The sequence below is a fragment of the Acetobacter sp. AAB5 genome (assembly GCF_050106715.1).
Lineage (GTDB): Bacteria > Pseudomonadota > Alphaproteobacteria > Acetobacterales > Acetobacteraceae > Acetobacter > Acetobacter oryzifermentans.
Window position 1 is genome coordinate 16952 of sequence record NZ_JBNIEW010000001.1, and the last position, 20438, is coordinate 37389.

The 20438-nt window shown below is 51.4% G+C and carries 16 protein-coding genes; 6 read left to right on the forward strand and 10 right to left on the reverse strand.

The window, feature by feature from the left end; all coding sequences use genetic code 11:
• Position 1 precedes the first annotated feature (1 nt).
• Positions 2-1327, reverse strand: coding sequence for an allantoate amidohydrolase (locus tag ACP7IZ_RS00085; protein WP_426847360.1), 1326 nt, complete (start codon positions 1325-1327; stop codon positions 2-4).
• 330 nt (positions 1328-1657) lie between these two features.
• Between ACP7IZ_RS00085 and ACP7IZ_RS00090 the strand changes: the two genes are divergently transcribed.
• Together ACP7IZ_RS00090 and ACP7IZ_RS00095 are read left to right on the forward strand one after the other, a co-directional pair.
• A complete protein-coding gene (locus ACP7IZ_RS00090; RefSeq protein ID WP_426847361.1) occupies positions 1658-3997 on the forward strand; it encodes a TonB-dependent receptor in 2340 nt (779 codons plus the stop codon).
• A gap of 65 nt (positions 3998-4062) precedes the next feature.
• Positions 4063-5433 (forward strand): 8-oxoguanine deaminase, encoded by a 1371-nt coding sequence (locus tag ACP7IZ_RS00095; protein WP_426847362.1) that lies wholly within the window; start codon positions 4063-4065, stop codon positions 5431-5433.
• 20 nt (positions 5434-5453) lie between these two features.
• Here the strand turns inward: ACP7IZ_RS00095 and ACP7IZ_RS00100 are convergent, their stop codons facing one another.
• The 4 genes from ACP7IZ_RS00100 to ACP7IZ_RS00115 form a co-directional block, all read right to left on the reverse strand.
• On the reverse strand, positions 5454-6464 hold the full coding sequence (locus tag ACP7IZ_RS00100) for an isopenicillin N synthase family dioxygenase (protein WP_426847363.1): 1011 nt from the start codon (positions 6462-6464) through the stop codon (positions 5454-5456).
• Between the two features lie 235 nt (positions 6465-6699).
• Positions 6700-7467, reverse strand: a complete 768-nt coding sequence (locus ACP7IZ_RS00105; RefSeq protein ID WP_426847364.1) for an ABC transporter permease — start codon at positions 7465-7467, stop codon at positions 6700-6702.
• 3 nt (positions 7468-7470) lie between these two features.
• Positions 7471-8262 carry an ABC transporter ATP-binding protein gene (locus ACP7IZ_RS00110; protein ID WP_426847365.1) on the reverse strand — a complete coding sequence of 264 codons (792 nt, stop codon included), beginning with the start codon at positions 8260-8262 and terminating at the stop codon, positions 7471-7473.
• 36 nt (positions 8263-8298) lie between these two features.
• Entirely contained in the window at positions 8299-8829 is a 531-nt protein-coding gene (locus ACP7IZ_RS00115; RefSeq protein WP_426847366.1) for a DUF2165 family protein, read from the reverse strand.
• A gap of 148 nt (positions 8830-8977) precedes the next feature.
• Between ACP7IZ_RS00115 and ACP7IZ_RS00120 the strand changes: the two genes are divergently transcribed.
• Together ACP7IZ_RS00120 and ACP7IZ_RS00125 are read left to right on the forward strand one after the other, a co-directional pair.
• A complete protein-coding gene (locus ACP7IZ_RS00120; RefSeq protein WP_006115339.1) occupies positions 8978-9991 on the forward strand; it encodes an ABC transporter substrate-binding protein in 1014 nt (337 codons plus the stop codon).
• Positions 9988-11358 (forward strand): amidohydrolase family protein, encoded by a 1371-nt coding sequence (locus tag ACP7IZ_RS00125; protein WP_426847368.1) that lies wholly within the window; start codon positions 9988-9990, stop codon positions 11356-11358. Before ACP7IZ_RS00120 ends, ACP7IZ_RS00125 begins: the two co-directional genes overlap by 4 nt.
• A gap of 27 nt (positions 11359-11385) precedes the next feature.
• Here ACP7IZ_RS00125 and ACP7IZ_RS00130 read toward each other — a convergent pair whose 3' ends face one another.
• On the reverse strand, positions 11386-12258 hold the full coding sequence (locus tag ACP7IZ_RS00130) for a PhzF family phenazine biosynthesis protein (protein ID WP_426847369.1): 873 nt from the start codon (positions 12256-12258) through the stop codon (positions 11386-11388).
• A 15-nt stretch (positions 12259-12273) separates the two neighbouring features.
• Entirely contained in the window at positions 12274-13188 is a 915-nt protein-coding gene (locus ACP7IZ_RS00135; RefSeq protein ID WP_426847370.1) for a ketopantoate reductase family protein, read from the reverse strand.
• 227 nt (positions 13189-13415) lie between these two features.
• Here ACP7IZ_RS00135 and ACP7IZ_RS00140 point away from each other — a divergent pair, with 227 nt between their 5' ends.
• Positions 13416-14720: an aromatic amino acid transport family protein gene (locus tag ACP7IZ_RS00140; protein ID WP_426847372.1), complete on the forward strand. Its 1305-nt coding sequence runs from the start codon at positions 13416-13418 to the stop codon at positions 14718-14720.
• Between the two features lie 59 nt (positions 14721-14779).
• Here ACP7IZ_RS00140 and ACP7IZ_RS00145 read toward each other — a convergent pair whose 3' ends face one another.
• Complete coding sequence (locus tag ACP7IZ_RS00145) at positions 14780-15121, reverse strand: zinc ribbon domain-containing protein YjdM (RefSeq protein WP_426847373.1); 342 nt, start codon at positions 15119-15121, stop codon at positions 14780-14782.
• 215 nt (positions 15122-15336) lie between these two features.
• Between ACP7IZ_RS00145 and ACP7IZ_RS00150 the strand changes: the two genes are divergently transcribed.
• A complete protein-coding gene (locus ACP7IZ_RS00150; protein WP_426847374.1) occupies positions 15337-16452 on the forward strand; it encodes an S-(hydroxymethyl)glutathione dehydrogenase/class III alcohol dehydrogenase in 1116 nt (371 codons plus the stop codon).
• Between the two features lie 15 nt (positions 16453-16467).
• Here the strand turns inward: ACP7IZ_RS00150 and treF are convergent, their stop codons facing one another.
• Both treF and ACP7IZ_RS00160 read right to left on the reverse strand, forming a co-directional pair.
• Complete coding sequence (gene treF, locus ACP7IZ_RS00155; protein WP_426847375.1) at positions 16468-18522, reverse strand: alpha,alpha-trehalase TreF; 2055 nt, start codon at positions 18520-18522, stop codon at positions 16468-16470.
• 65 nt (positions 18523-18587) lie between these two features.
• Positions 18588-20396: an ABC-F family ATP-binding cassette domain-containing protein gene (locus ACP7IZ_RS00160; protein WP_426847376.1), complete on the reverse strand. Its 1809-nt coding sequence runs from the start codon at positions 20394-20396 to the stop codon at positions 18588-18590.
• Positions 20397-20438 lie beyond the last annotated feature (42 nt).

Below are 20438 nucleotides of genomic sequence, written 5' to 3' on the forward strand. Positions count from 1 at the left end.
GTTAGATGGCTTTTTCTGATGGAATATTCTGGATGAAATCGCACATGACACGTAAAGCTGTTTCTACATCCTGATCCTGCACAGCTTCGGCTGGGTTGTGGCTTATGCCTTTTTCACAGCGGATAAACAGCATACATACAGGGGCCAGTGCCGCCATAATCATGGCATCATGCCCAGCACCGCTTACAAGTGGATAAGCCGGTTGGCCCGTTACTGTCTGGATGGATGCGGCAAGAATGTTGCTAAGCTGCGGGTTACACTGCGTGGCGGAAAGATCATGCTGGAGGGCAAGTTGCATCTCCACGCCGCGTTTTTGGCTGATTCCCTGCAAAGCATGAGTGAGTGTTTCTGCGGCTTTGTTGCGCACATCTTCCGTGCCAGCCCGCACATCAATACTAAATTCCACCCAGCCGGGTACAATATTGGGGGCACCTGGCTTTACGCTCATCTGCCCTACGGTTGCCACCAGATCATTCGGGCCGGATTGCGCAATCTTTTCTATACAGCAAATCGCTTCTGCGGCTGCGGCCAGAGCATCTTGGCGCAAATGCATGGGCAATGTGCCTGCATGCCCGGCCATGCCTTTCATTGTCATCTTAAACCGATATTGCGCGGCAATAGATGTTACCAAGCCTACCGCATGGCCCGTACTTTCCAGAACAGGGCCTTGTTCTATATGCGCTTCAAAATACGCGAGAACCTGAGAAGGCTTATAAGCGGCTTCCAGATAGCATGCGGGGTCTAGCCCTCTTTCCTGAAGTGCCTGCTGGATGCTGGTGCCTTGAGTATCCTGCACGTCTGGCAACGTGTCTAAAGAGCCCGCCACAGCGCGGGATGTCAGCATGGAAACCGGAAAGCGCGAGCCTTCTTCATCTCCAAACCCAATAATTTCTATGGCGAAGGAAAAGCGCTTTTGTTGTGCATGAAAGCTGGCAACAGCCTCTATGCCCAGAATAACGCCTAATGTGCCATCATACTTGCCTGCGTTTTTGACACTATCAAGATGAGAACCAATAAGCAGGGCAGGAGCGTTGGGGGTAAGGGCCTCATAGCGGCCAATCAGATTACCTGCGGCATCTATCCGGCAGTGCATACCGGCTTCTTCCATCCATGTGCGCACCTGCTTTACGCTGGCCATATAGGCAGGGGAAAGATAGGAGCGGAACAAGCCCTCTGATGTATCTGAAAAAGGAATGTGACCTAAAAAGTCACACCGTTGTACTGCCCTTTTCCCGGACGCATCTGCAACACATGGAACATTGGGCAGGATTTGCATGCAGGCCTCTAGGGTTAGGAGGTCAATAAAAAACGTTACTTCTTGCGCCATATCAAGGGCGAAACAAATTATACGCAGGTTTTTTCTGTTCTCTCAAAAGCAAAAAAAGCAATGTTGCATTGCCAAATTCAGATCAGATAGCGCTCTTAAAACGGCAACAAGAAAATGCTTTTTTTGTTTTTGTGCGATCGCTTATATGCCTATATATATCGATATCGTATCGTTTTATCCGCCCGCTGCCCGGAGCCTTAATCTCATGTCGGAAGCTTACTCAAAGATCTCTGCCGATTTTCAAATTACGGCTTCTACACAGGTCAATTTGAATAAACTGACCTCCTGTTTCTGCATCGTTGTTAAGCTTCCCTGCTGAGGAATTTTCTCATGTCCTTTCGGATTATTGCGCCGTCCCGCCCAGTTTTGTCCCGACTGACATACCGCCAACATCTTGCAACATTGTCCTGCCTTGTCAGTGCTGTTGGATTTTGCGCCAGCCTTTCTACGGCTCAGGCACAAACGGCTACGGCAGCCAAAAAATCATCCCAGCTTACACGGGCATCTTCAACGCCTTCTGCGGCACATGCACGCCCACGCTCCACAAAAGCAATTGAGGCGCATGGGGCAGAAGAAATCTCGGTGGGTTCCACACGCCGCAAGCGCAATGGCGGTGGCGGCATGATGCGGCTTGAAACAGCCCCTCATGCGGTGCAGACAGTCACCAAAGAATATATTGATATGCGCAGCCCCGTTTCCACCGCGCTGGATCTGGTTAAAAACCTGCCAAGCGTGAACGTTACCACGCCAGATACATCGGGCATGCAGGGCGGACAGGTGCAGACACGCGGCCTGACAGACCGTGATATGGCCATTATGGTAGATGGCATTTCTGCCGGGCAGGCAAAATATCTGGCAGAAATTATTGATTCAGAAAACGTGGATGAAGTTAGCATCACCCCGGGCAGTGCCGCGCGTGATCTGCCGGTTATGTCTGCCGCTGGTGGGGTAATGAACTCCAAATCCCATGTCGCGTCACATAAATTTGGCGGTATGACGGATTTTTCCTACGGCACCAACAATCTCTCGCGCGAATTTATTCGCCTTGATTCCGGTGATATCGGCAATAGCGGTATCCGAGGCTACTTTTCCTTCTCCAACACGCATGCACGTAGCTGGATGGGCTCTGGCATTAACGAGCGTAAGCATATTGATTTTGGCGCACGCAAGGATTGGGAAAACGGTTCCAACGCCAACCTGTTTATCTCATGGAACTCGGCTGACTGGACCATTGATAACTACCCTACAGAAGATCAGTTCATGCTGTATAAGCACACGGGGCAGGGCTGGGATCGTTCATCCCATCCGGGGAATGCAAACTATTGGAAGAACAATGCTGACCACTGGAACCAGATTTTCCTGAGTGCGCCAATCCACACCGTTATTACAGACAAGCTCTCGTTTGATCTGCACCCATACCTCACCTACGGGCAGGGCTGGAGCGCCAAACCCAATGGCGCGGAAGCGAATGCTGCGGGTGATATGCAGAACACAATCGGTTACTTTCAGGAACATGGTGACCGGGTAGTGGGGGCTACGGCATCCCTCAGCTACGATATTGACAGGCACAACCACCTGACCTTCGGTTACTGGTATAACAACAGCCAGTCAGACCGTAGCTATCCTACCAGTTTTGCTATGCCTGCTGGCGGTGCCCCCAGCCCGAACTGGTCTCAGTATCGTATTGATAAAGGCGATCGGCAGGTTGCTGGGTATGAAATCCATTCGCTGTTCATTCAGGATACAGCCAAGTATCTGCACGACAAACTGCTGATTAACGGCGGCTTCAAGTTTGTTATGTCCAACGCATGGAACAAGGATTACTACGGAAGCCAGGGGCGCAACAGCACGGCGCCATTGCCGCAGCTTTCCATCAGCTACAATATTAACGATCAGAACCAGATCTATGTGAATGCGGAAGGGGATTACCGCCAGCCGACAGAAAACGATATGGGCTGGCTGTACACAGATGTGCCTATCCTGAAAAACCAGTATTCCATCAAGGAAGAACTGGGGTATCGCTACCACAACCGCTACATGATGATGGATCTGTCATTCTTCAACTACAACGTTACCAACCGTGTGGTTGACCAGTATTTGGGCATGAACAACTACCGGCCGTTCTCCATCGGCAGTCAGACCATGCGCGGGCTGGACTTCATGATTGCCGGGCGTGAAATCCACGGTTTCAGCCCCTATGCTTCTGTGGAGTATCTGCACGCCACGCAGGATAGCAACGTGTTCGATCCGTACCAGAACATCATGCTGCATTCCAAGGGCACGCAGGCCATTATGGCGCCACGGGTTATGGCTAACTTTGGTTTGACCTATAAGTATAAAGGCTTCTTTGCCAATGGTTCCGTACATTACACCGGCCCGCAATCCGTGAGCGTTGCCGGGGATCAGAGAATACCGGGTTACGTGACCAACAGCCTGACGGTTGGGTATCACTTCAAGCCATTTGGCTTTGTGAAGTCTCCCACATTCCGGTTGAACTTCACCAACCTTACGGGCTCTATTGTGCGCACAGGTGCCATGGGCGCTGTTTACAGCAAGCATGATTCCGGCACGGTTTATAGCGGTAGCTCCGCAGCATATACTGGTTACGGCAATACCTTTATGGTGGAACCACGTTTCTCCATGACAGGCACAATTTCTACCTCTTTCTAATACCGTCCTGAACAAACTTAACGCCCCTCTCTTTACTACAAAGGGAGGGGCTAGGTGTTTTTACCATGTCACGTCGATACTTGCTGAAAAATGCCCTCTGCCTCGTCACAATGGATGATGCCAGGCAAGAGTTGAAAAACGGGTGGATCGCGATAGAAGGGCGGCAGATTGTCGCCCTTGGTGGTATGGAAGACCCACATCCCCCAGCAGATGACGTGCTGGATATGTCTGGCCATGTGGTGATGCCCGGCATGGTGAACACGCACCACCACATGTATCAGTCCTTAACGCGGGTTATTCCGCAGGCTCAGGACGCATCGCTTTTCCAGTGGCTGCAAACACTTTACCCCATTTGGGCACGCTTAACGCCAGAAATGGTAAAAGCCTCCACCCGCACGGCTATGGCAGAACTGTTGATGTCTGGCTGCACCACAACCAGTGATCATCTCTACCTTTTCCCTAATGGATGCCGCCTTGATGATGAAATTGAGGCTGGGCTTGAAATGGGCATGCGCTTTCATGCCTGCCGTGGCAGCATGAGTGTTGGAGAAAGCGCAGGGGGGCTACCACCAGATATTTTGGTAGAAAAAGAAGCCGATATTCTGCGTGATACGTTGCGCGTGATTGAAACGTACCATGACCCAGAGCCTCTGGCGATGCTAACTGTAGGAGGTGCGCCGTGCTCGCCTTTTTCTGTCAGCCCGGAGCTTATGCGTGATATGGCAGAACTGGCCCGCACCACAGGCACCCGGCTGCACACACATCTGGCCGAAAATGAGCATGATGTAGCTTACAGCAAGGAACGCTTTGGCCAAACACCAGCAGAATATGCAGAAGATGTTGGCTGGGTTGGGGCCGATGTATGGCATGCCCATTGCGTTAAACTAGACACCGCAGGCATGGTCCGATTTGGCCAAACGGGCACGGGAATAGCCCATTGCCCATGTTCTAACATGCGTTTGGCATCTGGCATTGCCCCTGTTTGGACCATGCAACAGCATGGTGTTCCGGTAGGACTAGGGGTTGATGGGTCTGCCTCTAATGATGGTGCGAGCATTCTGGCAGAAGCCCGGCAAGCTATGCTGGTTTCTCGCCTGTTATCTGCGCAGGATGAACAGGCCATCATGCTTAAAGCGCGTGATGTGTTGGCTTTAGCCACGCGCGGAGGGGCCAAAGTTCTGGGCCGCACAGATATTGGCCAATTAGCGGTGGGAAAAGCAGCCGATATTATTGCATTTGATATGCGCAAGCTGGAATACACTGGTGCATTAAGTGACCCGGTAGCTGCTTTGGTGTTTTGCACACCATCTTCCGTTGCCTTTAGCATGGTTAATGGCAAGGTGCTGATACAGGACGGACATTTCACAAAGCTGGATGTGCATGCCGTAATAGAACAGCATAACCGGCTGGCACAAAAACTGTATGAGGGAAGTTAAACTTCCCCCATATTTATCCTTTACTTGTGTTTTTGCACAAAATTGGCATGTAAGCGCTGATAAATGTAGTCTTCCGCTGTGATGGGGGGATATTTACCTTCTGGCCCTTCAATCACAGCCTCCCGGTTTGCCTGGCAGAAAAATGGAACAGACAAACGTGGGCCAAGATATTCACCCGGTTGCGGCATACGCACACGGTGGAGGGTGGACTTAAGCTTATCATCGCTCCAACGCATCAGCATATCGCCAATATTACAGGTAACGGCACCTGCTACGGGTGTAACTTCTGTCCACGCATTGGATGAAATTTCGTTGCCTGGGCAAAGCTGCAAGCCGCCTTCACCTTCTCGCAGATGCAAAAGCGTGAGACAGTCGAAGTCTGAATGGGCACCGGCGCGCCATTGCTTGAAATCTTCCGGTTTGGCGTTTTCCATGCTCATGTAATGGATAAGACGTAAGGTACACTGATACCCCGGAGAAGATCTTTTACAGCACTCTGCAAAAAAATCTGTTTTAAACCCAAGTTTTTCTGCAAAACAGGAAAGTATTTTCATGGCAAGTTGCCAGTTATCTTCCTCAAATTGCAGAAGTTTTGCCTGAAATCCGGGAAGAACTTGTTCATCAGGCCACAGATTATCCATTTCCGGCAAAGTAATCTGGTAAGATTCCTTGTTATCTGGCGTACCGGTGGAAGGCCGCACCTGAGAGCAATATTCCCAGCCAGCATTCACGGTTGGTTTCTTTTTGAAAACCTCTTTTTCTGACATGGGAAGAGCAAAAAATCTTTTTGCTTCTGCAAAGGCCTTATCAATATCTTCCAACGAAATACCGTGATTGATAACCTGAAAAAAACCATCTTTTGTAGCAGCATTCCACAGATCATCCGCAATCTGACTACGCCTGTTCTCGTAATCTGAAAAATTAATCACTGGAATAGAGCGGGCAGAGGTTGTGCCCATACTGCCAATAGTCGCCTCGCGCTTAAGCTCCTCCATAGAGTAATTTGGAGTGGTTTTGGTGTTTAGGGTCATGGCGTTTCTCACACACAAATTGCAAACTGGCCCGTGGGGCGTAGCAGTTGGCACTAACCAGCATGTGGGAAAGCATAGTATCTAGCGGCCAAAGCTTCCCCCATGCTGAATAAGGCCAACATGGTGGAGCAATGCCCAGAATATTTCTATTCCGACCGCTTCTACTCACTTTTTGTAGTATAGATGAATATATTTCGAATAGTCAACAAAATTACGCAGGTAACAAGGCCAATTTTCAATGCTGAACGCGATTATATAACACCAGTTTTTTGATGCTGCTGGTAGCCATATAGAGCGCAAGACCCGTAAGGGTGATCATGAACAGCGCAGCAAACATACGCGGAATATCCATCTGAAAACCAGCCTGCAAAATTTCGTAGGCCAAGCCAGCGCTGTTCCCACCTGTGCCAGCCACAAACTCTGCCACTACAGCGCCAACAAGGGCCAAACCGCTAGAAATTTGCAAGCCCGCCATAAACATGGGCAAAGCGCTGGGTATTTGCAGGCGCAAAAGCGTTTTAAGGCGCGAGGCTTTATGCATACGGAAAAACGCCGCCAGCCCCGGATCAACACTTTTAAGACCCTGCAAGGTGTTGGAAATAATAGGGAAAATGGCAATCAACGTGGCGCAGATAACAAGAGCCAGCAACGTTGTTTTCACTAAAATGATAATCAACGGGGCAAGGGCTACCACAGGCGTTACCTGCATGAGCACCACATAGGGCATCAGGCTGCGTTCGATCAGCGGATGTTGCACCAGCACAAAGGCAACCAAAACACCTAAAACCACAGAAACCAAAAGCGCCGCCAATGTTACCGTAAGCGTGCTGTACAACGCATGGCACAAGGTGCCAATATTGCTGGCCAGAGAGTGTGCGATATCAGATGGCGCGGGCATAAGGTAAGGCGGAATGTGCCAAAAATAACAGACACCCTGCCATAACAGCAGAAACAGAATGCCAACAGCAAGAGGCGCAAAAATGGATATCAGGCGGGCGGGCATAGGCTAAGCCACCTCTGCAAGAAGGGAGGAATGAGAGGCTTCGATAAGCAGTTTGCTGAGATCCTGGCAGATCGTGGCAAATGTATCGCTTAAGCGAAAATCCTCATTTCTGGGGATGGCAGGATCAATTTTATATTCGGCAAATATACGCCCCGGATGCGCCGCCATAACCATAACACGGGTAGAAAGAAAAGCGGCCTCATACAAAGAATGCGTTACAAACAACAGGGTAAGGTCATCCTTGGCGCATAATGTGGCCATGTCTTCATCCAGCCGATTGCGGGTGAGTTCATCCAAAGCGCCAAAGGGTTCATCCATTAAAAGCAGGTTAGGGCGCGTGACCAATGCCCGCGCAATGGAGACACGCATCTTCATCCCGCCTGAAAGCTGGGCGGGAAAGCGATCTGCCGCATGGGCCAAGCCAACAATTTCCAGCGCATGCTGCACCCGTGGTTCTGATACTGCGGGAGAGATACCTTCCAGATCCAGCGGCAAACGCACGTTTTTGCGTACTGTGCTCCACGGCATGAGGGTAGGCTCCTGAAACACGAAGGACAGCCGCCGGTTTTCCTTGCCTACTTCTGCAAACCCTTTGTTCCACCACTTCAAATGCCCAGAGGAAGGTTGATGTAAATTGGCAATCAGCTTTAGCAACGTGCTTTTACCGCAACCAGAAGGGCCAATCAGGCCGATACGTTCTTTGGGATGAATATCCAAGGTAATAGGTGCCAGCCCCTGAACACCGTTTGGAAAGGTTTTTTCAGCAGACTGAATGCTGATAACGGTTTCTTGCATGATCTATCCAAACTTTGCAGAAGAAAAGGCAAAAGATTATTCGGGCTGCTGCACGTAAATGCACACAGCCAGCATAGTGATAAAAAAGCGGAATGCAGGTTGCTGGCCGTTCCATGCCTGTGATTGCCACATGAGAAACCACTCGGCACCCACAACAGAAAAGCCAAAAAACCAGATCAGAAACCCCAGAGCGGTGGCAGCGGGCACAAACTTTTTTGCTGCTCTAAACGTATCTTGCGGGGCCAGAAGGCGCGCACCCATCTGGCAAGCTGCAATGGCAAAAAGCAGACCCGTTGCAGCTTCCCCCAGAATAATCAGGCCGTAAAACAGGTGCCACAGAGCAGGCTGGGATATGGCGCGCCACATCAGACTGTTCCCACGGAAAGTTGTGTCCATGCTTAAAACATGACGCACAAACTGAAAATTGGAGTTGTAATCAGTCACGTTATTCAGCGCGACAATCAGGCCAAACGTACCCAATGCCCCCACCATGGCAGTTTTAGCCAGACGAGAAAGAACAACCGGGGAAGAAAAAGCGGACAGGCGCAACATATAACATTCCTGCATAGAAATGATTTATGCAGTTTAGGCCATTCAATCCTGCGAAGATCAAGGGGGAAATCATTACAAAAAAAGCAATGGCGCGTGCTCTATTTTACAGCTTCCCAAATGCGTACGTTCTGTATGAACATACCGGATACGAAATAAACAGATCGTGCCAGTGCAGGAACTCGGAATGTCTCTTACACGTCGAACATTGCTTTCAGCTGCTGCGGCATCGTCTGTTGCTGCATTTACGCCGTTTAAACGTGCGCATGCCGCAACGCCGGTCAGGCTGCTGCTATCATGGTTTGCGCAGGCAGAAGTAGGCGGATTTTATCAGGCGCTGGCCAAGGGGTTTTATGCGCAAAAAGGGCTGGATGTACAAATAGATATGGGCGGCCCGCAGGTAAATACCATGCAAATACTGGCCGCAGGCCGCGCAGATTTTGTAACAGGTTATGATTTTCAAACCCTACGCGGCATACAGGGCGGCATGCCGTTGCTGACTGTCATGTCCTCTTTCCAGCATGATCTGCAAGGGTTGATGACGCACGATAACATTACAGATCTAGCCCAGCTACGTAATCATCCCATTCTCATTTCCAGCCCCGCCCATGCATCCTACTGGGGGTGGCTGTGCAAGAAGTTTGGCTATAGCCCAGCACAGGCAAAGCCTTACACCTTTAACCTGCAACCATTTTTTCTGGACCCGGAAATGGCTGTGCAAGCCTACGCATCGTCCGAACCCTACGAGGCCCAGCAGCGCAATGTGCCTGTAAAATTCTTTCCATTTGCAGATCTGGGCTACCCACCATACGGCACACCCGTGCTGACCACGCACGAATTTGCAGACAAAAATGATGCCACCACGCAAGCCTTCGTGCATGCCTCTCTCTTAGGGTGGCAGGATTATATGCAAGACCCAGAACCCGGCAATGCCCTGATACGCAAAGCCAACCCACGCATGACAGAAGGCCAGATCATGTTTGGCCATAACGCCATGGCCAAAGCCAATGTTGTGGAAGGTGGAGATACAAAAACATTAGGGCTAGGCTGCATGACAGAAGCCCGCTGGCAGGCAACGTATCAATTTATGGTGGATAATGATCTGCTGGATAAAACCGTAAACTGGCAATCCGCCTTTACAAGCAAATTCACAGATCTCGCCAAGGTAATGCCCGCATGAATGATCTGGTTATACGCAACGCATCCGGCATTCTCACTGGCCTGAAAGGGCCACAGGAACGGCGCACAGGAGATATCCGCATACGGGCGGGGCGCATTGTCAGCATTGGGCATATTCCCGAACAGGCAGAAGATACGGTGCTGGATGCAAAGGGTGGGGTGATTACCCCGGGCTTGGTTTCCACCCACCATCATTTGTTCCAAAGCATGTTGAAGGGCATTCCATCAGCCATTAATGCGCCACTTGAAAAATGGCTGCGCCTGGTACCCAATACGTATTGGCGTTATCTGGATGAAGATACGCTGCAAACTGCTGCTCAGGTTGGTATGGTAGAGCTTCTTCTCTCCGGCTGCACGACGGTAGTGGATCATCATTATCTGTTTGCCCGCAGCTATCAGTATGATCCTGCCGCTGTGCTGTTTGAAACAGCGGAAAAACTGGGGATGCGGCTGGTTCTGGCGCGTGGAGGCACCACCCGAACCCGCAAGTTTGATACGGATGAAATTGTTCCAGCCCCCACAGAAACGCTGGATGAAATGCTCAAGCGCGTGAGTGATCTGGTCAGCCGTTATCATGATCCGGCACCAGATAGCAGCAGACGCATTGCCATAGCGCCCAACACCCCCACATGGGGCGTAACACCGGATGAGCTACGTGCACTGGCGGAAGGCGCACGTAGCATGGGCATTGGCCTGCATACCCATCTTTCTGAAACAGAAAATTACGTTAAATACTGCAACGAAGTGTACGGCATGCGCCCCGTTCAGTTTGTAGGGGAGCATGGCTGGCTAGGCCCGGATGTCTGGTTTGCCCATTTGGTGCACCTTGATGCCAGCGAAATAGCGCTTCTGGCCCAAACTCAAACAGGCATGGCCCATTGCCCGCAAAGCAACGGGCGGCTGGGTTCTGGCATTGCGCCAGCACCGGCTTTGGAACAGGCTGGGGGGCGTGTTTCTCTGGCGGTTGACGGCGCGGCTTCAAACGAGGCCTGCGATATGGGGGCAGAAATGCATACCGCGTGGCTTTTGCATCGCTTCGTGCAGGGCGCAGATGCTATTCGGTGCGAAGATGTGGTGCGCTGGAGTTCTTACGAGGGTGCCCGTATTCTGGGGCTACCAGATATAGGAGCCGTGGCGGAAGGTATGGTGGCAGATCTGGTTGTGCACGATATCAATCACCCGCGTCATGCTGGGTTGGCAGATCCGCTTATTGCACCCGTTGCTTCCGGGGCAGCATGTGTTCGGCACGTGCTGAAAGCGGGTAAACCCGTGGTGTATGATGGTGTCGTAAAAAGTGTTGATCTGCCAGAACTCATGCAGCATTCACGCCACGTTGTAAAACGTCTGGCAGAGGCTGTGTCTGTATAAAGGGAAGGTGCTTCAAAACAGTTTCCGTTAGTTTTGTAAAACGCCATCCACTGTTGTCACGCACTGGCCGCCAATTGCTATTTGACCATCAGGGGCAATGTGCACCGCAATGCGGCCAGATCGCCCAAGGCAATGCCCTTGCGTGGCGATATAGGCGCTATGTCTTTTAGGCAGCAGCCCATGTGCTTGGCGAAATATGGCTACACTTCCGTTTCCGCTGCCACATACCGGGTCTTCCTGCACACCTTGAGAACAGGCAAAAGACCGCACTTCTATTTGGGCATCGCCTGTTGTATGCGGCCCAAAAACCGTAATTCCGGTAGCGCCAAGGCTGTGCTCAAACGCCACGGAACGTGCAAAATCTGGGCGCAAGGCCTGCACTTTAGCTGCGCTGGAAAGTTGCGCAACAATCCAGACCACGCCCATATCCACAATCATGGGGGTAATTTTACGCTCAACTGTAGCGCCCAAAATACCCTCCAACCTTTCAATCTGGGCTGGGTTTAATGGGGTAAGCTTTGCTGGAGGCACGGCAAAAGAGAGTGTTCTGTTTACGCCATCCCCATCCACAGCCAGCTTTACAAGCCCAACACCACATTCCTGCACCAACACACCATTGCGTGGCGCAGCGCGCCCGGCTTCCAGCACGGCATGAGCACTGCCAAGAGTTGGGTGACCGGCAAATGGGAGCTCATGCCGTGGGGTAAATATGCGTAACTGGTAATCGGCCTGCGGGTTTTGAGGTGGTAATAGAAACGTGGTTTCAGACAAATTTGTCCAACCTGCAATGGCCTGCATGGTTTTTGTATCCAGCCCATCTGCATCCAGCACAACGGCTACCGGATTACCCAGAAGAGGCGTTTTTGTAAAAACATCTACAACTTTAAACGCACGTTTCATGATGCTGCTGTGCCTTTACGGATCTGCGGGGTGGATAGAAGATAACAGAGACAAAACCAGATGGTTCAGTGGAACATCAATTCCATGTTTTTCTGCTGCTTTCACAACGTAACCTGTTAAAGCTTCATATTCCAACTGTCGTCCGGCCTGACGATCCTGCAACATGGATGTGACACTTTCTGCCGGTATGGTTTGCAGCCATAAAAGAATATCCTCTACATGCCGCGCGGTTAGTTTTGCGCCTTCAGCTTGCCCAACCTTTACTGCTTCGGTCATAATCTGCCGTGCGGCAGCCTGAATAGTGCATTCTTGCATGATTCCTGTGCGGCGGCCTGTAAGCGTGGTAATAGGGTTGGCTGTAATATTTGCCAGCAATTTCAACCACAGTGCAGTGGCCATATCTGCTGTTATCTGCACCCGCATGCCTCCTTTTTGCAGAACATCTGCAAAATATTGTGCTGCGGTATCATCTGGCACGCATAAATCATGCGCTCCAATACGCTTTAACGTGACCCTGCCGGGGGCAAAACGCTGCGCATTGAAATAAACAATAGCTGGCAGAATATTGGCGTGTGGCGCATAGGCGGCCACACGCTCTTTTTGTCCAAGCCCGTTTTGTGCAACCAGAAAAGTGGCGCTGGCCCGGTTAAACGCGCTTAGCCAGACGGAGACATCTTGGGTTTGGTAAGACTTCACGGCCAGAATAACGGTATCGCAAGGGCCAATATCTGCCGGTGTGGCAGCATGCCGGATAGAATAGGTGTGGGTATCTGTTCCTACAGTTTCTTCAATTTGAGGAAAGCGCGCCCGCGCTCCACACACCACAACCTGCCACCCAGCCCGTATAAAAGCCGCAGCTAGACAAAGCCCGACGGCTCCAGCACCGATAAGGGCAACGGTTTTGGTGCTTGGAGAAAACTGTGTGTTCATTTTTATAAAAACAATACCGCTAAGAAGATGGGATTGATGGCTAAAAACGCCCATAGCACAGACATCATTAAAATGAAGCGTATTGGCCGGACACAGCTTTAGCTTTAAAGCTCTTAATTAACGATTTTTATTCGTTGATTTATCTGATTACGTAAAATTTGTTGTTTTATGCGTTTTCTCAATCTACTCGTTCTATAAATGAGATCACCTAGATTACGGAAACATTTATGCAGCCTCCTGATACACGCCTATTAAACGCCGGACCCGATGCGCTTTCTCCCCAGAAATGGAAAGAGGCAACCCGGTTTGATGGCACAGATATCGGCTGGATTGTCATGAGCATTGGCATGGCCATTGGTGCGGGTATTGTGTTTCTGCCCGTTCAGGTAGGGCTGATGGGCGTGTGGGTGTTTTTACTGTCTGCTGTTGTCGGATACCCCGGTATGTATCTGTTTCAGCGGCTGTTCATCAACACACTGGCATCTGCGCGCGTCAGCCAGACATACCCAGATATGATCTCCAGCTATCTGGGGCGGGGTTGGGGCACATTATTGGGTGCGCTCTATTTTGTCATGCTGGTTATATGGATGTTTGTATATGCCACCGCCATTACGCGGGATAGCGCATCTTACTTGCACAGCTTTGGCATAACGCCGCATCTGCTTTCCAATTATGCGTGGTACCCGCTTATTCTGCTGGCCGTTCTGGTAGGCTTGGCCTCTCGCGGGGAAAAGCTGCTGTTCCGCATGTCTTCCTTTATGGTGATCACCAAACTGCTTATTGTAGCAGCCATGGGTATTTTCATGATCCCACGCTGGAACACCGCCAACCTTGGCGCATTACCTCCCGTTGGCACGTTGGTAACAAAAGCCGTTATCACGCTGCCTTTTACGCTTACGTCCATTTTGTTTATTCAAACCCTCAGCCCAATGGTTATTTCCTACCGGGCACGGGAAAAATCTCCAGAAGTGGCGCGTTACAAGGCCTTGCGGGCCATGAATATTGCTTTTGCCATTCTGTTTGTAACGGTCTTTTTCTACGCAATATCCTTTACACTGGCCATGAAGCCAAGTGATGCCATTGCCGCGTATCAGCAAAACATTTCTGCCTTAGCCATTATTGCGCAGGTATTTCCGGCAAGTTCTATCAGCTTAATTGGCGTTATTCTGAACCTTTTTGCCGTTATGACAGCATTTTTTGGGGTCTACCTTGGTTTTCGGGAAGCCAGCGTGGGTATTTTCAGTTCCATGCTGGGGCATTGGGTCAAACCTGGGCATCTGCACCGCAACTGGGTTCAGTATGGCGTTATGGGGTTTGCTATTCTCCTTTCATGGGGTGCGGTGGTTGCCAATTTGCCGGTGTTGTCTTTTACAACATTCAGCAGCCCGATTTTTGGTATTATTGGCTGCTTGCTACCCGTCTGGCTGGTGGTAAAAACGCCTGATCTGCGCAAATATCGCAAGCCCAGCCTCGTATTTATTACCCTTATTGGCGTTCTACTTTGCATTTCACCCTTGTTGGCGTGGATGTAAACACAAAGCCCAACAAACCAGAGGGCGTATGTTCAAACATGCGCCCTCTGCTTGACTAATCAGGATTTCTTCACGAACTCTGATTTCAGGTTCATCGCACCAAAGCCAGCTATCTTACAGGCAATGTTGTGGCCATCTCCCGCATCCACCAGCCGAATGTTCTTAACCTTGGTGCCGCCTTTAACAGCCTGAGAAGATCCTTTAATTTTCAGGTCTTTCAAAACCGTTACCGTATCACCATCAGCAAGTTGGTTTCCGTTGGCATCTCGCACAACAGATGAATCCTCTGCTTCTGCAGCATCCGCTTGGGTTTCTTCATTCCATTCATGGGCACATTCCGGGCAAACCCACAAATTTCCATCATGATAGGGATACTCGGAACCGCAAGAAGGGCACTTCATTTTATCATCCTTTAATTTCTCCGTCTGAAATCCTGAACCCAAAGGGCAGGGGCAGAAGGTGTTTTTGATAAATACCATTTATGATGGAGAACACGAAATACCACGATGTTTATATTGAGGGGAAATTGTGATGGGTTCACCCCGAACTCTCAATATCAACAGGCAAGTGAATATGGCAGATTACTGCCAGCCTTGAGGAACAGGAGAAGGTTTTCATGAAATCACGCGCCGCAGTTGCATTCAAACCGGGCCAGCCTCTGGAAATTGTTGAAATTGATGTAGCCCCCCCACAGGCCGGGGAAGTTCTGGTTAAAATCCTGAACACGGGCGTTTGCCACACAGATGCCTTCACTCTTTCGGGGCAGGACCCTGAAGGTCTATTTCCCGTTGTGCTAGGGCATGAGGGTGCAGGTATTGTGATGGAAGTTGGCGAAGGCGTTACCAGCGTTAAGCCCGGAGACCACGTTATTCCGCTATATACGGCAGAATGCGGTAAGTGTGAGTTCTGTACTTCTGGCAAAACCAACTTGTGCATTGCCGTGCGTGCCACACAGGGTAAAGGCGTGATGCCGGATGGCACCAGCCGTTTTTCCTACAAAGGCCAGCCTCTTTACCACTACATGGGGTGTTCCACCTTTAGTGAATACACGGTGGTAGCCGAAGTTTCCTTGGCTAAAATCAACCCAAAATCCAACCCCGAACAGGTCTGCCTGCTGGGCTGTGGCGTTACCACAGGTATTGGGGCCGTACACAACACAGCCAAAGTGCAAGAAGGGGATTCTGTAGCTGTTTTTGGATTGGGCGGTATCGGGCTAGCCGTTATTCAGGGCGCGCGCCAAGCCAAGGCCGGACGGATTTTTGCTATTGATACCAACCCGGACAAATTTGAACTGGCCAAGGCTTTTGGGGCTACGGATTTCATTAATCCCAAGGATTATGAGGCCCCCATTCAGCAGGTTATTATTGAAATGACAGGCTGGGGCGTGGACCACAGCTTTGAATGTATCGGCAATGTTGAAGTTATGCGCGCGGCCTTGGAGTGTGCACACCGTGGCTGGGGCCAATCCGTAGTTATTGGCGTGGCCGGTGCCGGAAAGGAAATTTCCACCCGTCCGTTCCAGTTGGTAACGGGCCGTACATGGAAAGGCACGGCATTTGGTGGCGTTAAAGGCCGCACACAGCTCCCCGGCATGGTGGAAGATGCCATGGCAGGCAAAATTGAGCTGGCCCCATTTGTAACCCACACCATGCCGCTGGAAGATATCAACACAGCGTTTGACCTGATGCACGAGGGCAAGTCCATTCGGAGTGTAATTCACTACACCCCGTAATACACTAACCGGTGCTTACTGATCCTTTGGTTTAACTGGCTGATCGTTATGCTGGATCGGTTTGTCTGATGAAGGCGCACTGTGCGGGGCATCCTGCGCAGGGGCGTCATCATCATCGTCTCCATCATCATCCTTGTTGAATTGTTCCATATTGAGGGATGACAACGGCACACCACGCAAGGGCGAACGTTCTTCCACTGGAATTTCCGGGCCCTTTGCATCCCACGCATCAATTGGGGGCAGAGGTTCTTGCGAGGGTTGATCTGCCAGTGGGTTATTATCCAACACCTGCCGCGTATTTTGCGGGTAGCGGTTCATAAAGCCCACCAAGGTGCCGTTCGTCCAACCAAAGCCAATCTGCATGGGGTATTCCCCACCACCTTTACCGCCTGTTGGGCTGATCTCGGTGGCAGAAACATCGTATTTTTCCAGCAACACACCACTGCGTTCAAAGGTGCCAATCACGCGGGCCATCCAACGGCGCGCAATATCGGCCGCAAATTCGTGATGCCCATATTGTTCCAGCCCTTTAACGGCCATCCATTCCAACGGTGCCCAACCATTTGGGGCATCCCACTGCTGGCCTGTTGGATGCTCTGTTGCGGTTAAACCGCCCACATGCAGCAAGCGGGTTTTAAGGGTTTCGGCCACAGCATCGGCCTGATTGACACTGGCTTGATGCAAAAACAGCGGCATGGAAGTGGCAATGGAAAGGATATCCGTCTGCCGCCCGGTGCGCCAATTGTAATCAAAATAGGCACCCTGTTTTTCGTTCCACAAAAACCGATTAATACCAGAACGTAAAATTTCTGCCTGCTGCGCGTAATAACTGGCCTTATCTTCCTGCCCATTCAGCGCATAGGCATGGGAGAGTGTCTGATCCAGATGCACCATCAGACAGTTCAGCTCAATTGTCAGCAGTGATGTGGTTTGGATTGTTGTCAGCGTTTTACCATCAGCCAACCAGCGTGATGAAAAATCCCACCCGGTTTCCGCCGCGGCCCGCAAATCACGCCAGACTTCGCCAGAAGGGCGGCTTGTTTCCTGCGCTGTGGCCATATCCTGCGGCCAGCTTTCATCACGCGGGGCGCTGCGCGTATCCCAGTGGCGGAACATGAGGGTACCATCTTGTAGGCGCACCACATGGTGCCGCGCCATGCCCGGCGGCAGATTGGCCGCACCCAAGGTCCAGTAATCATATTCCTTCTGCAGTTCCGGCAGGAAGGATGTGTAGGCAATCTGCCCATCATGGCTGGCAAGCAAATCCAGCATGAGGGAAAAGAATGGCAGGCCAGAACGGCTGAGGTAATAGGTGCGGTTGCCATTGGGCATATGCCCATATGTATCGATAAGCGATGCAATATCGCGCACCATATCACGCATAAGGTCTACATGATCATCCTCATACAGGCCGATCATGGTGAAGTAGCTGTCCCAGTAATAAATCTCTGCAAACCGCCCACCCGGAACAATATATTTATAGGGTAGGGGCAGTAGGGTAGACCACGGCATGGCCACGTCCGGGTCTCGCGTCAGAACATCCCACATGCCGGAAATGTAATCCCGCACACTTTCATCCGGCTTGCGCGTATAGGCGGCAGAGCGCAGGGCAGGGATAGTAAAATGCTCTGTTACAAAGTCTTTCAGGTTAAAGCCCGGCTTATCTTTTTCCTGCTTCCATAATGCCACCAGATCAGTAGGAGAGCGATCGGGCACAATGTCTGAAACCACTTTGGGGTCTGTAAACATGCGTGTTTGATGGATGGCTGCAAAAAGCCCATCAAACGCAATGGAAGGCGGACGGATATCCTGTTCCACTGCTACTGGCGCTTCACTCTTGCTTTTGGCCATAACTTCTGGCGCTTTTCGCCCCTCCGGCTTTGGGGCTGCTGGCTGTGTACTCCCCGGCGGTAAAGGCGCCAGACTGAGCAATGGTTGCGCGCCTTCAGCATCCGCAGCACCAGACACATCCTGCGCGTACGCCATAGGCGCTGCGGTTAGGAGAGCAAGAAGCGCCACACTACAGAAAGGAAGAGTGCGCTTATAAAGAGAACCAGTAAAACAAGGCATACCAAAACATAGGCATTGCCACTGCTTACCTGCAAGTCGAAGATGATTGAAAAATGCGCCAGCCTTTAATCTGCTTGCAGGGCTTCGCGCTTCATTTCCAGTTCCAGCCAGCGTTCTTCAGATTCGGCCAGCTTTGTTTCCAGCTTTTGTAAATCGACCGAAATTTTTTCAAACTGCGCTGGGTTTTTGCCATACAGGTCTGGATCAGCCAGTTTTTCACGCAGCGTTACAGCCTGCGCTTCCAGCTTTTCCATTTCCTTGGGCAGATTATCCAGCGCGAACTGGTCCTTATAACTCAGTTTTTTGGCGGGGCCGCGTGCTGGGGCCGCATCCTTGGGTTTGGCAGGTTCATTTTCCACCACGGCAGCGGTTGTAAGTGGTTTCTGGTGCCGTTGGGCCAGCATATCGCTGTATCCACCGGCATATTCTATCCAGTTACCATCTCCCTCCGTTGCCAGAACAGATGTCGCAACACGGTCCAGAAAATCACGATCATGGCTTACAAGCAGCACTGTGCCTTCATAACTGGCCAGCATATCCTGCAAGATATCGAGTGTTTCCAGATCCAGATCGTTAGTCGGTTCATCCAGCACCAGCAGATTGGAAGGCTTGGCCAAGGCGCAGGCCAGCATCAACCGCCCACGTTCCCCGCCAGACAGAGCACTTACGGGCGTGCGTGCCTGTTCCGGACGGAACAAAAAGTCTTTCATATACCCAATAACGTGGCGCTTTTCTGTGCCCACCAGCACCATATCACCGCCACCTTCGGTTAGGGTATCGGCCAAGGTGCGTTCTGGGTTTAAGCTCCGGCGCTGCTGGTCCAGCGTAACCATATTGAGGGATGGGCCAAGCGAGATTGTGCCGCTATCGGGCTGATCCAGTCCTGTGAGCATACGCAGCAATGTGGTTTTGCCTGCACCGTTGGCCCCAACAATACCCAGCCGGTCTCCGCGCAGAATACGCAGGTCCAGATGGCGAACCACCTGTTTTTCACCCCATGCCTTGCTGATATCTTCAGCTACGGCCACCAGCTTGCTGGATGTTGCAGCGGCCTGCGTGTTCAGGGTGAGGGTACCGGGGGCGCGAATAGCTTCCTTACGGGCGGTGCGCAAATCTGCCAGTTCTCGCACGCGGCGCACGTTACGTTTACGGCGTGCGGTTACGCCATAACGCATCCAGTCTTCTTCTCGCGCAATCTGCCGGTCCAGTTTGTGCGCATCGCGCTCTTCCTGTTCCAGCACCTCTTCACGCCAGGCCTCAAACCGCCCAAAGCCTTCATCAAGCCTGCGGGTTACCCCCCGATCCAGCCACACAACAGAGCGTGACAGCGTAGAAAGAAGCCGCCTATCATGGCTGATAATCACCATGGCGCAACCAAGGCTCAGCAATTCACGCTCCAGCCATTCAATGGTGGGCATGTCCAGATGGTTGGTCGGTTCATCCAGCAACAGCACATCAGGAGCCGCAGCCAGCGCCCCGGCAATGGCGCAACGCCGGCCTTCACCGCCAGAAAGGTTTTGCGTATTTTCTTTGCCCGTAAGGCCCAGCGCATCCAGCAATGGCGCAGCTCGCCATGCCATGTCCGGGTCTCCTATCTGGTCCACCACGTAATCTGCTGTTGTGGCATAGGCGGTTAAATCCGGCTCCTGCGGCAGATAGCGCAGGGAAGCACCGGGCTGCACAAAAACAGAGCCTGAATCCGGCTGAATAACACCAGCCGCTATTTTGAGAAGAGTGGACTTACCCGAGCCGTTTCTGCCCACAAGGCACAGCCGCTCACCCCGACCAACGGCAAAGCCAGCGCCATCCAGAAGTGGGTTCCCCCCCAGTGTAAGAGTGATGTCCTGCAGGTGGAGTAAAGGAGGATGCGCCATGCTTAGAAAAGATAATCCGTATTTATGAAAGAGCAATAAAGG

Excerpts from the sequence above, each read along its gene's own strand:
- ACP7IZ_RS00085 (WP_426847360.1), bottom strand. The coding sequence starts at position 1,327 with ATGGCGCAAGAAGTAACGTTTTTTATTGACCTCCTAACCCTAGAGGCC.
- ACP7IZ_RS00135 (WP_426847370.1), bottom strand. The coding sequence starts at position 13,188 with ATGAACACACAGTTTTCTCCAAGCACCAAAACCGTTGCCCTTATCGGT.
- ACP7IZ_RS00095 (WP_426847362.1), top strand. The coding sequence starts at position 4,063 with ATGTCACGTCGATACTTGCTGAAAAATGCCCTCTGCCTCGTCACAATG.
- ACP7IZ_RS00140 (WP_426847372.1), top strand. The coding sequence starts at position 13,416 with ATGCAGCCTCCTGATACACGCCTATTAAACGCCGGACCCGATGCGCTT.
- treF (WP_426847375.1), bottom strand. The coding sequence starts at position 18,522 with ATGCCTTGTTTTACTGGTTCTCTTTATAAGCGCACTCTTCCTTTCTGT.
- ACP7IZ_RS00100 (WP_426847363.1), bottom strand. The coding sequence starts at position 6,464 with ATGACCCTAAACACCAAAACCACTCCAAATTACTCTATGGAGGAGCTT.
- ACP7IZ_RS00145 (WP_426847373.1), bottom strand. The coding sequence starts at position 15,121 with ATGAAGTGCCCTTCTTGCGGTTCCGAGTATCCCTATCATGATGGAAAT.
- ACP7IZ_RS00110 (WP_426847365.1), bottom strand. The coding sequence starts at position 8,262 with ATGCAAGAAACCGTTATCAGCATTCAGTCTGCTGAAAAAACCTTTCCA.
- ACP7IZ_RS00125 (WP_426847368.1), top strand. The coding sequence starts at position 9,988 with ATGAATGATCTGGTTATACGCAACGCATCCGGCATTCTCACTGGCCTG.
- ACP7IZ_RS00115 (WP_426847366.1), bottom strand. The coding sequence starts at position 8,829 with ATGCAGGAATGTTATATGTTGCGCCTGTCCGCTTTTTCTTCCCCGGTT.
- ACP7IZ_RS00130 (WP_426847369.1), bottom strand. The coding sequence starts at position 12,258 with ATGAAACGTGCGTTTAAAGTTGTAGATGTTTTTACAAAAACGCCTCTT.
- ACP7IZ_RS00160 (WP_426847376.1), bottom strand. The coding sequence starts at position 20,396 with ATGGCGCATCCTCCTTTACTCCACCTGCAGGACATCACTCTTACACTG.
- ACP7IZ_RS00090 (WP_426847361.1), top strand. The coding sequence starts at position 1,658 with ATGTCCTTTCGGATTATTGCGCCGTCCCGCCCAGTTTTGTCCCGACTG.
- ACP7IZ_RS00150 (WP_426847374.1), top strand. The coding sequence starts at position 15,337 with ATGAAATCACGCGCCGCAGTTGCATTCAAACCGGGCCAGCCTCTGGAA.
- ACP7IZ_RS00105 (WP_426847364.1), bottom strand. The coding sequence starts at position 7,467 with ATGCCCGCCCGCCTGATATCCATTTTTGCGCCTCTTGCTGTTGGCATT.